12 protein-coding genes are annotated in these 16,096 nt (G+C 45.4%); 6 read left to right on the top strand and 6 right to left on the bottom strand.

The window, feature by feature from the left end:
- Positions 1-134 precede the first annotated feature (134 nt).
- Positions 135-1,274, bottom strand: a complete 1,140-nt coding sequence (locus A8708_RS07310) for a polysaccharide deacetylase family protein (RefSeq protein ID WP_068662832.1) — start codon at positions 1,272-1,274, stop codon at positions 135-137.
- A gap of 117 nt (positions 1,275-1,391) precedes the next feature.
- Here A8708_RS07310 and A8708_RS07305 point away from each other — a divergent pair, with 117 nt between their 5' ends.
- The 4 genes from A8708_RS07305 (at position 1,392) to A8708_RS07290 (ending at position 7,251) form a co-directional block, all read left to right on the top strand.
- Positions 1,392-2,942: a fumarate hydratase gene (locus A8708_RS07305; RefSeq protein WP_068662831.1), complete on the top strand. Its 1,551-nt coding sequence runs from the start codon at positions 1,392-1,394 to the stop codon at positions 2,940-2,942.
- A 147-nt stretch (positions 2,943-3,089) separates the two neighbouring features.
- The gene (pnpS, locus tag A8708_RS07300; protein WP_068662830.1) at positions 3,090-4,886 is read left to right on the top strand and encodes a two-component system histidine kinase PnpS; all 1,797 of its coding nucleotides are present in this window, start codon (positions 3,090-3,092) and stop codon (positions 4,884-4,886) included.
- Positions 4,887-5,006: 120 nt separating this feature from the next.
- Complete coding sequence (locus tag A8708_RS07295) at positions 5,007-5,723, top strand: response regulator transcription factor (RefSeq protein WP_056624013.1); 717 nt, start codon at positions 5,007-5,009, stop codon at positions 5,721-5,723.
- Between the two features lie 445 nt (positions 5,724-6,168).
- Positions 6,169-7,251 carry a Gfo/Idh/MocA family protein gene (locus A8708_RS07290; RefSeq protein WP_068662829.1) on the top strand — a complete coding sequence of 361 codons (1,083 nt, stop codon included), beginning with the start codon at positions 6,169-6,171 and terminating at the stop codon, positions 7,249-7,251.
- 72 nt (positions 7,252-7,323) lie between these two features.
- On the opposite strand, the gene A8708_RS07285 is transcribed toward A8708_RS07290, so the two are convergent.
- Positions 7,324-8,202 carry a helix-turn-helix domain-containing protein gene (locus A8708_RS07285; protein ID WP_068662828.1) on the bottom strand — a complete coding sequence of 293 codons (879 nt, stop codon included), beginning with the start codon at positions 8,200-8,202 and terminating at the stop codon, positions 7,324-7,326.
- Between the two features lie 128 nt (positions 8,203-8,330).
- On the opposite strand from A8708_RS07285, the gene A8708_RS07280 reads away from it, so the two are divergent.
- Positions 8,331-9,173 (top strand): phytanoyl-CoA dioxygenase family protein, encoded by an 843-nt coding sequence (locus A8708_RS07280; RefSeq protein WP_068662827.1) that lies wholly within the window; start codon positions 8,331-8,333, stop codon positions 9,171-9,173.
- A gap of 72 nt (positions 9,174-9,245) precedes the next feature.
- On the opposite strand, the gene A8708_RS07275 is transcribed toward A8708_RS07280, so the two are convergent.
- The gene (locus A8708_RS07275; protein WP_068662826.1) at positions 9,246-11,060 is read right to left on the bottom strand and encodes a family 43 glycosylhydrolase; all 1,815 of its coding nucleotides are present in this window, start codon (positions 11,058-11,060) and stop codon (positions 9,246-9,248) included.
- A gap of 85 nt (positions 11,061-11,145) precedes the next feature.
- Positions 11,146-11,955: a helix-turn-helix domain-containing protein gene (locus tag A8708_RS07270; protein WP_068662825.1), complete on the bottom strand. Its 810-nt coding sequence runs from the start codon at positions 11,953-11,955 to the stop codon at positions 11,146-11,148.
- Positions 11,956-12,141: 186 nt separating this feature from the next.
- Between A8708_RS07270 and A8708_RS07265 the strand changes: the two genes are divergently transcribed.
- The gene (locus A8708_RS07265; RefSeq protein ID WP_068662824.1) at positions 12,142-13,113 is read left to right on the top strand and encodes a Gfo/Idh/MocA family protein; all 972 of its coding nucleotides are present in this window, start codon (positions 12,142-12,144) and stop codon (positions 13,111-13,113) included.
- Positions 13,114-13,121: 8 nt separating this feature from the next.
- On the opposite strand, the gene A8708_RS07260 is transcribed toward A8708_RS07265, so the two are convergent.
- The gene (locus A8708_RS07260; RefSeq protein ID WP_239696579.1) at positions 13,122-13,895 is read right to left on the bottom strand and encodes a helix-turn-helix domain-containing protein; all 774 of its coding nucleotides are present in this window, start codon (positions 13,893-13,895) and stop codon (positions 13,122-13,124) included.
- Positions 13,896-13,916: 21 nt separating this feature from the next.
- Positions 13,917-15,845, bottom strand: coding sequence for a PAS domain S-box protein (locus A8708_RS07255; protein ID WP_082927320.1), 1,929 nt, complete (start codon positions 15,843-15,845; stop codon positions 13,917-13,919).
- Positions 15,846-16,096 lie beyond the last annotated feature (251 nt).

The raw sequence follows: 16,096 nt of genomic DNA, 5'->3' as shown, positions 1-16,096 counted from the left end.
GATAGGCGTGGGTGTAGTCGGAAATTGGAGTAGCGAGTGGTGATAGAAGTGGGATAGGTGGATAATACGAGTAGTTAGTCCTGATAGCCAAAAAATAAGGGGCAACACGTGAAAAACGTGTTGCCCCTTATGCACTACTTCACGCTCGGCGCCACCCGAACAGCCACCTTGCCGGTGGCGGGGGTGTAGACGAGCGGCTGCCCGCTCAGCGCTTGCAGATCGTCAAGCGCGATCGTTACTAGCCCGTGCTCGCGCAGCACGGGCTCACGCAGCCGGACGCGCGCGCCGTCGCCGCGCGTCGCGGTCTTGGCATTCACCCCTAGGGTGAATGCCTGTTGCCCTAGGCGGAGGCGCAGCTCTCCGCCCTCAGCGACAGCGCTGCCGCCGAGCTGCGCGGCGGCAGCTGCCGCATCCACGCGCAGCGGCGCGCCGTCACGCTGCGCCTCAGTCCGGCGCTGGATCGAGCGCAGCAGCAGCTCCGGCGTGATGTTCGGGCTGCCCGCGTTGATCCGCGGGATCAACATGTGATCGGCGCTGCGCGTCGCCATCTCGGGCGAGATCGTGAAGGCGAAGCGGATGCCCGCCTTCTTCACTTGCTCTGTCGCCTCAGGCGACACGATGCCGTACGGGTACGCCATCGCGTCTAGCGGCTTCTCCGTCAGCGGTGCCAGCTTGCCGACGCAAGCCTCCGCATCAGCGGCAACACGCTGTTTGTAGGCCTCATCGTTCTCGCCATCGAGCTTGCCAACTAACGCTGCTTCTCCATCTGGATTCTTATGATGCAGGTTGTCCGTATGACAGCCAATGTCAATGAAATTGGTCGCATGGGTCATTTCACTAATCTGTTCCTTGGACATTGAAGGAATATATGAGGCCAACGGATTCGCTAGATCTGTCGTGATGACGAAGTTGACAGCGGGTATGCGCAAGCTTTTGAGAATCGGATAAGCCCCAGTGTAGAAACTTTGATACCCATCATCAAACGTGACTAGCACAGCGTTAGAGGGAACCGTTGCGCCTGCCATATACATTTTGAACTCATCTAAAGAAATAAAATGATAGCCTTTGCTCAGTAGTGTTGTTAACTGATTCTGGAACAGGGCACTTGTGATTGTGCTTGAGCTCTTATCTGTCTCATGGATGTGATGATACATCAGAACGGCAACCTGATCTTCGTAATATATGGTCTCGGACCGTTCAGCTTGCAGGGGCGTCAGCAAAAGTGTAAGCCCTAATAGACTAACGAGAAACGAAATCGCGATTCTTTTATACATGTCAGCGAATCTCCTTGTTTTGCTCACAAGAACCGTCGAACTGTTCCTACGAGGTATGGTATAATGGTAGATATTCTTTACGATTATGCGGGTAATTGAGAGGAGCTAGAAAGCGTTATGCAACATTTTTATCAAAGTGTGTATGATTTAATTGTGGAAACTTCCACGAATCTTCCTGGTGATGTTCGACGTGCGGTACAGGCTGCACAAATTAAAGAGGATAATGGCACGCGTTCTGCGTTATCACTTTCCCGAATTGCTGATAACATTCATATGGCGGAGACGAATGTATCCCCGATTTGTCAGGATACAGGCATGCCAACGTTTATTATACACTGTCCAGTTGGGGCAAACCAAATTGTTATGAAGAAACATATTCTTGAAGCTGTTGCGAATGCAACGAAGGCTTCCAAACTTCGAACGAATTCCGTAGATTCGCTTACGGGTGCTAATAGTGGGGATAACCTTGGACCTGGAACACCTGTAATTCACTTCGAGCAATGGGAACGTGATGATGTAGAGGTGAAGCTGATTCTTAAAGGTGGCGGCTGTGAAAACAAAAACATTCAATACAGTCTTCCAGCTGATCTCGAAGGCGTAGGCAAAGCAGGTCGTGATCTCGACGGTATTCGCAAGTGCGTGATGCACGCCGTGTATCAAGCACAAGGTCAAGGTTGCAGCGCAGGCTTTATCGGTGTTGGTATTGGCGGCGATCGCACAAGCGGTTATGAGCTGGCGAAACATCAATTATTGCGTCATGTTGACGATGTGAACCCACATCCAGACCTTCGTAAGGTTGAGGAGTATGTGATGGAGCACGCGAACACACTAGGGATTGGTACGATGGGATTTGGCGGTCAAGTTACTTTGCTTGGTTGTAAAGTAGGCGTGATGAACCGTCTGCCAGCTAGCTTCTTCGTTTCTGTGGCGTATAACTGTTGGGCGTTCCGTCGCCAAGGTGTGATTCTCAATGCTGAAACGGGAGAAATCAATGGCTGGTCCTATCCAAGAGGTACTGAAGTATCCTTCCAGGAGGCTTTCGAAGCAAGTGCGGAAGAAGCCAGAAACACGCCGCAAGAAGAACGTCGCGAGATCGTATTGACGACTCCGATTTCAGAGGAGCAAATTCGCAGCTTGAAGGTCGGAGACGTTGTCGTTATTAATGGAACGATGCACACAGGACGCGATGCCCTGCACAAATATTTGATGGATCATGACGCTCCAATCGATCTAAATGGCGCAGCGATTTATCACTGTGGTCCTGTTATGGCCAAAGATGACGCGGGTGAATGGCATGTGAAAGCGGCTGGGCCGACAACGAGTATTCGTGAGGAGCCATATCAAGGTGACATCATTAAAAAGTTCGGTATTCGCGCGGTAATTGGTAAAGGCGGCATGGGTCCTAAAACGCTAGCAGCGCTGAAAGATCATGGCGGCGTATACTTGAATGCCATCGGTGGTGCTGCACAGTACTACGCACAATGTTTCAAAAAGGTTGAAGGCGTTGACTATCTGGAGTTCGGTATTCCAGAAGCAATGTGGCATTTAGAAACAGAAGGTTTTGCGGCGATTGTGACGATGGATTCACACGGCAACAGCTTGCATGCAGATGTAGAGAAGAATTCGTTAGAGAAGTTGGCAGCGCTGAAAGAGCCAGTTTTCAAATAATACATTCCTTGTGATTATCTCTACTTCTACCTTTACAAAAAAAAAACTGGATTAGCTGTAGAAATTAGGGTTACTATTTAGAGTAGCCCTTTTTCTATATGTTATAGACGACATAGGCACACAACTCTGTTGGAGGTTCATGCATTCATGACCAAATTTCGTGCAAAGCTAACCCTGATTTTAATTTTACTAATTGGATGCTCGATGTTGGTTGCCGGCATATTCATGGCAAAAGTGCTCGAGAATTCGCATGTGAATTCATTACAAGAAAATATGGAGCGAGAGCTTCATGTGATTGCCTCCAGTGGTGTATGGGATTATCAAGGGACGGACGCTGAGTTGTTTAAGTACTACACAACGCAAGCCCACCGACTCAAAGATGCGACAACGGAGCGTTTGACGTATATTCGTGCGGATGGCAAGGTACTCGGTGACTCTGATCAATTGCCAGAACAGATGGACAACCATTTAACAAGACCGGAAATCGCGGCAGCAGCTAAGGATGGCATTGGGTATACGACACGGTATAGTGATACGTTGAAGGAGAATATGTTGTACGCTGCTATTCCAGTTAAAAATGAAGCCAAGCTGACAATTGGATATTTACGCATTTCTTTGGGCTTAGCTCAAGTGGATAAATCTATTCGCAGTCTGTGGTATTTCCTTATTTCCGGACTCGCAATTCTCTTCGTCATCGCGGGTATCGTCAGCTATCGCATTGCCAAAGGGATTACACGTCCGATTGAACGAATGACTAAAGTTGCTCAACAAATTACGAATTTGAATTATGAATCTCGTGTGCCCGCCTATCGGAATGATGAGGTGGGACAACTTGGCCAAGCGATTAATCGGATGTCCGAAAGTCTCCAAGGTCAAATGGCACGTATTCAAGAAAATGAACGCAGGCTGCAAGGCGTCATGGAAAACATGATGAGCGGGATCATGATGATTGACCGCGAAGAGCGGATCATGTTGCTCAATCCGTCTGCTGAGGCGATTCTTGGCTTTTCTTCCCAAGAGCTACTAGGGAAGAAATACAATGAAGCTAAGCAACAATATGATTTTACCAAAATGATTCAAGAATGCATTGAGCTGCAGGAACCGATCTCAGATGAGATGATGTTCTATTACCCTGCTGAGCGCATCTTGGATATTCACTTGAGTCCGATCGCTCATGAAGATGAAGAATGGTCAGGTGTGCTTATCGTTCTTCACGATATCACCGCGGTTCGCAGATTAGAGCGTATGCGCAGTGAGTTCGTGGCGAATGTTTCCCATGAGCTGAAGACGCCGATTGCCGCAGTGAAGGGCTTTGCTGAGACGCTGCTGGCAGGCGCATTGAATGACAAGGAAACGGCGGTATCGTTTTTGCAAATCATTTTTGATGAGAGTGAGCGCTTGAACCGTTTAATTGGGGACATTCTGGAGCTATCGAAGATTGAATCGAAGCGGATTCCGATGAATTTCTCTCCTGTCTATTTACCTGAGTTTCTGGAGAGATCATTTAGTGTGTTGCGGAAAGAAGCGGAGAAGAAGCATATCGAGCTCAGTATGACGGTTGAGGATGATATGTATATTGAGGCGGATGAGGACCGGTTACGACAAATCATTATCAATCTGCTGTCCAACGGGATTGCCTATACGCAAGATGGCGGGAAAGTTAGGCTTCGAGTAGAACCCCTGGAAACCAATGCAGACGGAGATTATGAGCGACTACGCTTCATCGTTTCAGATACGGGAATGGGGATACCGAGGAAGGATTTGCCGCGTATCTTTGAACGGTTCTATCGGGTTGATAAAGCGCGATCCCGAAGTTCAGGCGGTACAGGACTAGGGCTATCTATCGTTAAGCATCTCGTGGAAATGCATAAAGGTACGATTCGGGTTGAAAGTGAAGTTGGTGTGGGTACAAAATTCATTATTGAATTGCCTGTGATTCATTAAAATAGATTGATTAATTGAGGCGGATTTACATTGCGCTGACGAAGGCTTTACAATGCCTTTACAATTGTGTGTTACACTGGGGTTGTGCAATGTTAATAAACTGTAAATGCGGGGGATCCCATGGCACAAAAGATACTAGTTATAGAAGATGAGCCGACATTGGCTCGGTTATTGTCTTATAATTTATCGCAGGAAGCGTACGATACGAAGGTAATAGATCATGGTGGAGACGGCTTGCAAGAGGCGCTTCAGCAGTCGTATGATTTGATTATTTTGGATATTATGCTGCCAGGACTTAGTGGCTTTGAAGTATTGGCAAAGCTTAGGCAGAAAGGAAATCGAACGCCTGTCATAATCCTGACTGCTCGGAATGCCGAAGATGAAGTCGTACAGGGCTTGAAGCATGGGGCAGATGATTATATCACAAAACCATTTGGAGTGGCCGAGCTGCTTGCGAGAGTGGCTGCAGTCTTGCGTCGTACCCAATCGGACGAAGCGGCTGCTGATATCGCCAAATCGAATGAGAAAGTGATTCAGGCAGGTGAGCTTCGCATCTATCCGGAGAAATATGAAGTTGTGTTGAATGGCGAGTCGATTCCGCTCCGACCTAAGGAGTTTGAGGTTCTGCTGTATCTGGTCCAGCGCCCGGGTGTCGTTGTGACCCGAGATGATCTCATGAATATCGTGTGGGGCTTCGACTATATCGGAGGTCAACGTACGGTTGATGTGCATGTGAGCTCTTTGCGCAAGAAGCTGGAAATGAATCAGCAATCGGTTCAGATTGATTCGATACGCGGCGTGGGATACAAGCTTGTGGCCACGATGATTAAAAAGTAAAGAGCATGGATGCTGATTCGTCAGTAACCGTGCTTTTTTTCTGTTTTTGGAAGGTTGGGAGGAGTTGCTAGTAGTCGAAGAAATAGATGGGTGTTATGCAGTTAATTCTTGGATATTCCGACAGAAATGAAGAATAAATGGATTTCCTACAGGTAATTGTAGATGATTTAGCTGATTGGAAGAGTAAGTCGAGAATTAGCTACATGTTTTCCATCTAAATCGATTTTGAGAGATTTTTTTATTGAAATAGCTGTAGTTTTTCCAGTTAAGTGTTGGAAGAGGACTAGAATTAGCTAGCTCGTTACATATGGAGAGAACACAATTGCATACAATCATCGCCAAATCGGGAATTTTATTAACGGTGGTATTGGGTATAATTACTTTATACATACAAGTACTGCTGTCATCATAAAAACTTGCAAGATCAGTATAGAGGAGGAACATCATGTCAACGACGTATCGGATTGCAATTATTGGGTGTGGAGGGATTGCCAATGGCAAGCACATGCCTAGTCTAAGCAAGTTGAACAATGTAGAAATGGTAGCTTTTTGTGATATCATTTCCGAGAAAGCGCAGGAAGCTGCTGCGAAGTACGGTAAGGGAGAAGCTCGTGTGTATGAAGATTATCGCGAGGTATTGAAAGATAGCTCCATTGATATCGTACACGTGTGTACGCCGAATGATTCGCATGCTGAGATTACGATTGCTGCTTTGGAAGCTGGCAAGCATGTGATGTCAGAGAAGCCAATGGCGAAAACTGCGGTTGACGCTAAACGCATGGTTGAAGCAGCTAAACGTACAGGCAAAAAGTTAACAGTTGGCTATAACAATCGCTTCCGCGGCGATAGCCAACATTTACATAAGCTATGCTCGGAAGGTGAACTCGGCGATATTTATTTCGCGAAGGCACATGCGATTCGTCGCCGCGCGGTACCTACTTGGGGTGTGTTCCTCGATGAAGAGAAACAAGGCGGAGGCCCGTTAATCGATATCGGCACGCATGCTTTAGACTTGACGTTGTGGATGATGAACAACTATGAGCCAGCTGTTGTTTTGGGGACTTCCTACCACAAGCTATCCCAACGTGAGAATGCGGCAAATGCTTGGGGACCGTGGGATCCAGCTAAGTTCACGGTAGAAGATTCTGCATTTGGCATGATTACGATGAAAAATGGTGCAACAATTATTCTTGAATCGAGTTGGGCATTGAATACGCTGGAAGTCGATGAAGCGAAATGTACGCTTTCCGGAACAGAAGGCGGCGCGGATATGAAAGGCGGCCTACGTATCAACGGCGAGAAACATAGTCGATTGTTCACAACAGAAGTAGAATTGCAAGCTGGCGGTGTTGCGTTCTATGACGGTAAAGCGGAATCTGCTTCCGATTTAGAAATGAAATTATGGATTCAAGCAATAGAGAACGATACAGATCCAGTGGTCACCCCTGAACAAGCATGTGTGGTATCTGAGATACTGGAAGCTATTTATGAGTCGGCGAGAACAGGTAAAGCTGTTTACTTCGACTAGGACAATGAGATCGTATGTCCTATTTTCTGGGAAATAGTTAATGACATGAAAAATCCCTTCACCCGATAGCTATTATCGGGTGGAGGGATTTTTAGTTGATTTTCGATGCTCGCCGGGCGTTGTGCCTGTGCGTTGTTTGAATATTTTAGAGAAATGATGCAAATCAGCAAAGCCGCAATAATCAGAGATGGATTCAAGACTGAGCTCTGTGTTCGTAAGCAACTCCTGCGAATGGTGAATGCGCATCTGCAATAAGTATTGGTGTGGAGATGTGCCGTAGCGTTGCTTGAAAAGAAAGCTGAACCTAGAAAGTGACAGATTGGCGCGGCCAGCCATGTCTTTGACTGAAATCGGATCACTTAAATGATGAGAGAAATAAGAGGTGATCCAGTTTAAAGATGGAGCAGGTGAAGGAGCCTCGCGTTGATAGGGTTCCATAATAGAAAGAATGATATCTAACATGAGCTGCTGTGTTCGAAGTTGGGTGAGCGAGTTGGGTACATAGAATAGCTCTATCGTTTGCAGGAGTTTTTCTTTGAGAAGAATAGGATCCTGCGGTTGGATATGTACGGGAACTCGAATCTTGAATAAGTCGTGTAAGGATGGCTGGATGAGATGGTTGTAAGCAGATAGATCAATTTGTCCCGGTCGTGTGGGAAAGCTCTCTTCTCGAAGGGGACTATAGGCAATGTCAAAATGGAGAAAAGGTGTGACCGTGTTCGTTAATCCCTCTAAAGTTACTAAGCTGCCTGGTTGGACGAGGCAGAACTGACCAGCGTAGAACATATACTTCTGATCATTCACCCAGAAGCAGCATGTCCCCTCTTGGATGTATACCAACAAATAATCCATCAGTCTGCGTTCTGGGTAGTTCCAAGGCTTGCGAACGGCAAAATCACATTCTCGGATGTAAGGGACAATCGGCGGAGAATCTTGGAAGGGTTGCAGCATAGAAGTCCTCTTTTCACTTTAGTATATTATAGTTGTTTTTGACAAATCAACAGCCTTGTTTGACAAAGATAATTAGATAGGTGATTCGTATAATAAAGCTATAAATAGACAAAAGAGGTGCATATCGCATGAGTCATCTAAATGCTAATGAAATCCACGCATTGCCGATGTTAGAAGACAGTTACACATTGTCGCAAGAGCAGAAGGAGGGCTATCAACGCGATGGTCATATCGCTCTTCGAGGTGTTGCGAGCGAAGCTGAGATTCAGGTGTATGAGCCGATCATATCGACGCTTGTGAAGAATTTAAACACGCAAGATAAACCGCTTGATCAGCGTGATACGTATGGGAAGGCATTTATCCAAATTTCAAATGTATGGGAGCATAGTGAAGCCATTCAGCGCTTCGTATTTGCGAAGCGGTTTGCGCAAATTGCCGCTGACTTGATGGGCGTAGACGGAGTTCGCATCTATCATGATCAAGCCTTGTATAAGGAGCCTCATGGCGGTCATACGCCATGGCATCAAGATCAAATTTATTGGCCGCTGGACACGGATAAGACGATTACCATGTGGATGCCCCTTGTCCCGATTTCCGAAGCAGTAGGTTCCATGACGTTTGCTTCGAAATCCCATCTCTTGGGTTATATCAATAAGATGGTAATTTCTGATGAGTCTCATCGGACGCTAGCGGGATATATCGAAGGGAAGGGCTTCGAAACGAAGTCACACGGAGCAATGGCAGCGGGGGATGCGACGTTCCACGCGGGATGGACGCTGCACAATGCGCCAGGCAATCCGACAGATACGATGCGCAAAGTTATGACCGTTATCTACTATGCGGATGGTTTGCGTATCGCAGAACCGGATAGTAAAGCGCGCGAGAGTGATCTGAATAGGTGGTTTCCTGGTTTGGGGCCAGGAGAGCTCGCTGCTTCTGAACTCAATCCCTTGTTATATAGCCGTAAATAAAGAAGATCGCCTTCCCACTGAATCTAGTGAAGGAGGCGATCTTCTTTATTAAATGTAGTGTTGCACGTAGGATTACAACTGCACGGGGTGCATAAGACCGTCTTCGCTAAATGTAAGTGGATCTATGCAGACTTCACGGTGAAAGCCTTTACCCTGGGTGAAGCGTGTCAGCGGTGTGACAAACCGATGGTAGGCAATCCAGTATTGATCGGTGCCGGGCTCTTGGAGAATTGAGTGATGAGCGGTGCCGAGCATATCTCTCTCTTTATTTTTAACAAGAATCGCGTACTGGTAAGTGACAGGGCCATACAAGTGCTCCGCTGTGCCATAATTGACGTGATAATCTTCGCTGCCTGTATCATCACAGGACCAGGTGAAGTGATATATTCCGCCGCGCTTGAGGACAGTTACAGCTTCTCGGAAGTCGAGCAGACCAGACACACTTCGCATCGTATCCTCGGCAACACTGATCATATCATCTTCGAGCCGAACGATAGTAGGATTCCCATTTCCGAACAACAGGTAAGGGGTGCCGTCGTCTTCGATATAAATGGAGGGATCGATGGTAAGCGACATGGGAATGCCCAAACGCTTCATTTGTTCCATCGAAATAAGCGGCTCGGACTGCGCCCGAAACGGACCCACTGGTGTCTCGGCAATTGCAACTCCAATGGCGTGGCTTCCGGTTTCCGTTTTACCACAGAAGTAATAATAATAGTTACTTCTTTTGAAGGCGATAGCGGGTGCCCAAGCAGAACCAACGCTCCAAGGAACATCCCCTGTTGCAAGATCCAAAATCACACCTTCATCTCGCCAATTCGATAGGTCTGCTGAGGAAAATGCATGAAACTGCGTGCCTGACCAGCCATCGAATCCATCTGTTGTAGGATACAGGTAATATCGGTCACCGAACTTCACAAGATCAGGGTCGGCGAATTGACCAGCCAGCACTTGATGACCGTCTCCGAATGCTGCAAGTAGTCGGCTGCACTCTTCGTAAGTAATCGGGATGACGCCGCCATGACGTTTCTTGGATGCACCGAGGTTGAACTCCCCATCCTGTAGAACCCGGAACTCACCGCTAGCCAAATCGGAGGTCAGAAGGGGAAGATAACCTTTGCCCTCCGCAAAGCGATCCACAATGAGGCACCATTCTTCCCGGTCGTTAAACTTGAATATTTGCGGCCCCTCTACGCCTAATAATTCCTCTAAAGCTGGAGCGCTCAGGCCGATAAAAGAATCCTTATCCAGCGAGATACCTTTTTCAACGCGGATATTCTTCGTTGTTTCATCCTTGGAATATCGGTAATAGCACCCGTTATGGGCAATGATTGTGGTATCGATGATATGGTTGTCACGCTCGATGTACGTTTCCGTTCCTATGAAACTGCGGAAATCTTTGGTGCGCGCACAGAAGATTTTTTGCTTTCTATGATCCTCATGGCGTTCTTGTGTCGCCGAAGCCCAGAATACAAGGAAATCGCCGGAGGCTTCGTCATAAATGGCTTCAGGCGCCCAGACACAGCCAGCTCCTGGCACGCCTACTGTAACGGACCAAGGGGCCGACCAATGGATTAAGTCTGCAGATTCCCAGACAATAATGTCGCGGCTTCCGGCATTTACTGCGGTATCCCAACCTTTCTGGTTCGCAATACGCAAATCCGTGGCGATTAGGTAAAATTTCTCCTCCTTCGGTGACCTGACGATAAAAGGATCCCGCACGCCTTGCTCGCCCAACTCTGAAGACAGTACTGGCAGACCCGCGTTCAAGTCCTTCCAGTGCAAACCGTCTTCGCTATAGGAGAAATAGACTTGTTCACCGAGTGGCTGTTCTCCGATAAAATGCACCAAAAGATAGCCTGCATATGGATTAGTATGTACTGACATTTGGAAGTACTCCTTCGTTAATTGATGAATTATAGTAAAAGTATAGGTGTCAGTTACGAGTGGATCAATAAACTATCGTGGTTGTTTACTGACCTATCGTCCTTTCATGATCTGAGATTCTATTGCGTTTATATTGACTAGGGGTAACACCAACAAATTTCTTGAATTGTCGCATAAAATGAGTATCGTTCTCGTAGCCGCACATACTTGCAATCAGATTAATGGATGTATTGCTATTCAACAGGAGGTATTTGGCATATTCAAGCCTAGCGTTAATGAGATCCATGATGATGGAGCACCCAAACAATTCTTTATAAATATGTTGGAAGTAAGATTTGCTTAAATTTACGCTAGAAGCGAGCTTGTCTACGGTATAAATTGAATGAGGTGAGCTGTATAACTGGTTTCGCAGCTTGGTGAACGGAACCAGATACTGGCTCTTACTTTCATGGACCGCAGACTGGTTGCGTAAGTTGACGAGCTTCATAAAGAGTGATTGCAGATCACAGTCTAAGATTCTTTCTTTCAGAGGAGAATTTTGTCGAAGATAATTACTCATGTCCATCAAACATTTGGAAATCAGCATGGTATCATCCGCATATATTGGCGTGTCCAATGGAAAACCGATCTCGGACAGGAACGACTCAAGCTCGTTACCAGAACAATGAAACCAGTCATTGATAAACGGCTTATCCAAATGTCTGTAGAGATGCGGAGTATGAGGTTTCATTAAGATATAGGTGTTCTTCTCAATCGTGTGCAAGTGACCATGAAGAACAAGTTCTGCACGGCTTTTAAACAGCACAAATGCATAATCCCCGGATCCACGAGGCCTATCAATCACGATGCCATTACCATGAACGAAATTATAACCACAAGTAAATAGTTGTATCATTATGTATCACCACAAGATCATTGATCAGTTTATTTATGAAGAATTATTTAGAATATAAGTGAACTAAAGAGACTTGAAAATAATTATAGCACAATAAGTCAGGCGTTATTGAGCTATACGGAATGCGTGCTCGAATGTTACAGTAGAAGGAAGAGAGACATTTTATAAGAATAGGTGAGGATAACGATGTTACGAATCGGTCTTATCGGTACAGGTGGGTTCAGTAAGATGCACGCGAGAATACTATCTGGGATGGATGACGTGCAGGTGGTGGCGGTATGCGGGACGAGCTTAGCAAAGGCTGAAGCGTTTGCCCTGGCGTGTGGAATTGGGTCCAGCTATGAAAGCCTAGATGACATGTTGGATGGCGAACGCTTGGATGCTGTTTATATCCTAGTACCACCAATGTCACATGGTGAATATGAAATGAAGCTCATCGCGAGAGGTATTCCTTTCTTTGTTGAGAAGCCGCTGGGTCTGAATACAGAGCAGCCTGAACAGATTCGAAATGAGATAAGTAAGCAATCCTTAATTACGTCTGTAGGCTATCATTTCCGTTATACAGATACAGTGGATCTGATGAAACAGCTGTTGAAAGAACGGCCAATTGGGATGCTGACTGGTAAATGGATGGGGAGTATGCCTCAGGTTGCCTGGTGGCGAGATCAGAGTAAATCTGGTGGGCAATTCCTTGAGCAAAGCACACATTTGGTTGATATTATGCGTTATTGCGTTGGGGAAATAGATGAAGTCTACGCAATGTATGGCCATCAAGTAATCCATAAGCAATATGAGGGTGTTACAGTGCCTGACGTAGGGACTGTTACGCTCAAATTTAAGAGCGGAGTTATTGCAAATATTTCGAATACGTGCGTATTGCCTGATGGTGTGGGGAAGACAGGGATTACCTGTTACACACAACAAGGAATACTGGAGTGGGATCCAGACAGATTGACAATGATTGAAGCGCATGAAACTACGATTAGGCATAAAAAAGTTAATCCGTATGTAGTAGAGAATGAAGCCTTCATATATGCTCTAAAAACAGGGGATACGGGGCGTATTCTTTCAGACTACGCGGATGCTTTCAAGACTCAGCAAGTGACAGTTGCTGCCTTGGAATCGGCGAAATCGGGGTTGCCTTATCGGTTCAACTAGATGCCAATCTACCGCTCCTCTTTCTTTAATACACTAGGATTCACGCCGTACCATTTACGGAATTGATTTGTGAAATGGTTGTAGTTCTGGAATCCAACGTCATAGCATACCTCAGAAGCGCTGCGATCCGTGTGTTTCAGGAGGAGAACGGCTTGTTTAACTCGCATTTGGTTCAGAGTATCGATAACCGAATGTCCTGTACTTTCTTTAAAGAGATGAGATAAACGGGAAGAGGATAAACCAACGGCACTAGCCAGTTCATCAATTCGAATAGGTTGGTGCATATTCTTCGAGAGCAGGTACTGTACTTCTTCGATGCGCGGGTCGATATTTTTGTGCATTTTCTGAGCGATGACGAGTAATAGTTCTTGGACGGACGTGCTGCAAAGCTCAAACCAATATTCTTGCCGTTCGCGTGAATCTTCAAGGATACGAATAAAGGTATGATAAATACGCTCGCGCAGCGACTCGCTATCCACAGTGAGATGCAACAGTTGTAGATTGGGAAGAAGATTCGTTTCCATGAAGGTATCCGGGAAATGAACCCAGCAGAATCTCCACGTCGCACTAGGACTTGTTCCATAGTGTTGCGGGGTACCTGGGCGCAATAAATGAATGTCACCTGTTTTGCATTTGGACAAGCTGCCTTGCAGGTTAAAAAAACCTTCGCCCTCGAGGGTGAACGTAAGCAGCCAATCTTGCCTTCCTTGGGGTCGTTGCTCGTTATACGAGTCGTTCTTCACATAGAGTCCAGCGAGTAGGGGATATTCATCAAAGCTCATGATCATTGCCTCCAATTCGTATTACGTAACAGGCAGAGTTATTTCAATTATAGTGCCTTTGTTGAGCTCACTTTCTACATGGACTGAACCAGCGTGATTCTCAATGATTTTTTTACTTACCATAAAACCTAATCCAGTTCCTGTTTCTTTGGTGGTAAAGAAGGGCTGGCCTAATTTGGAGAGCACGTCTTCTGGAATTCCACAGCCTTGGTCAATGAGACGAATCAACATCTGCTGACGATTATCACTGTTGATTTCGATGGTTATTTTCCCGCCAGTTGGCATGGATTCAATGGAATTCTTGATGAAATTAATAAAAACTTGCTTTAATTGATTTTCATCGCAGTACAGATGGGTAGCGCCAGGCTTGAATTCCGCGGAGAATTCCACATTGTTAAGAATCGCTTGTGTATCTAGTAGGGTCATAACTTGGCTTAGTAACACCCGTATATCTTTTCTCTCAAATTTAATTGTTTGCGGCTTCGCCAGTATTAACAGTTCACTAAGAATCAATTCAATCCGCTCGATTTCAGATGATATAATGTCGAAATATTTTGGCTTCTCGCCAATTCCCGATTTCATTAATTGAATGAACCCTTTGATGGAAGTAATGGGATTTCTGATCTCATGGGCTATTCCAGCAGCCAACTGTCCGGCTACAGATAATTTCTCCGAATTTTGAAGATGTTCTTGAGCAATTTTCCACGCTGTTATATTTCGAAGTGTAGCTGACCAACCAAGTTGGGTGCCTTTACCATCAACAATAGGAGAAGCAGTTAAAACAACATTGATTACATCTCCATTCTTATGCCCTCTAATCGTTTCGACACCAATGATAGACTGCCCTTGTTTCACTTGTTCAAGCATAAGGTTGAATTCTTTACAATATTCGGTGGGAATAAATGGAGGCTTATGTAACTCGACATTAAAGACTTCTTTCTTTGACCACCCGAAAATAGTTTCAAATGCTTCATTTACTCGCTGCACATAACCTTCGTTATTAAAGATGACAATCGCATCTGCATTATTTTCGATAAAAGACTCTAGTTGCTCTGTTTTAGCCTTGAGTTCCTCTTCCGCACGTTTTCTATTGGTAACGTCACGGCATATGCCAGTGATTCCGATAACCGATCCATTACGATCGCGAAGCGGAGATAACGTTGCCTCCACATTAATGAGGACGCCGTCTTTTCGTTGACGAGTGGTTTCCAAACCTATGACTGTTTCTCCAACTTTGATACCTTGGTGAATTTCTTCTATAGAATCCTTAAGGAAATTCGGAATGATAGGTAATTTTCTGTTCTTAACCTCTTCAGCCGACCAACCAAACAACTTTTCAAAAGCAGGATTCACTTCCAGCAGAAAATCGTCGACATCAATCACCCACATGGCATCCGCATTATTTTCGATAAAAGATTGCAATTGCTCCGTCTTCGCTTTGAGATCCTCTTCTGCTAATTTTCTTTCTGTAATATCTTTTATTTGACTAATAAAAAACAAGGGTTGTCTACTTTCGTCCCTGATGCAAGTAATGACCAATAAAACGCGTACGCTTGAGCCATTCTTATGAATGAAACATTTCTCTATTTGGTAACAATCCATCGTACTGTCTACGAAATGATTGCTAATAGGACTTGCATGATCCAAATCATCTGGATGAGTGATGTCTTGTAAAGTCATGCCAAGGATCTCTGCTTCTGAATACCCAATTGTTTGGCATAGAGAAGTATTAATTTGTAGCATTTTTCCTTCATCGGATAGGAGTGCCATGCCAATAGGTGAGTATTTGAACACTTGAGAGAAGAGATCGGGCTGTAAAATGTCTAGAGTCGTTGCCATGTGTCCTCCTTGATCCACGATGATATCATTCTTATTAAGAGTATTGGACAAAGTGGCAAATTTTCCTTTAAATTTCGAAAGAGATGTCGGCTTGTTTATTTTCTTTTTCATCCAAAATTTGTATGATGAGATCGATTGCTGTCGAAATATTGTCTATAAATAGGTCCTTGGACAGGGACTATGAATGGGACATCGATATCAGTCGCAGTCACTGCAACCGTACATGGATATGTTGGAATTGCCCGCGGGGCATCATCGGATGCTGGATCACATTTAGATGTAAAAACTACAGTTAATGTGCTCGAATTTAAGGGATTTTGCTGATTAGATGGAAAATTTACAGTTAAATTCTATGAAATTGG

Source organism: Paenibacillus oryzisoli, from assembly GCF_001653565.1.
GTDB lineage: Bacteria > Bacillota > Bacilli > Paenibacillales > NBRC-103111 > Paenibacillus_E > Paenibacillus_E oryzisoli.
This window is presented reverse-complemented; position numbering and strand designations above follow the sequence as displayed.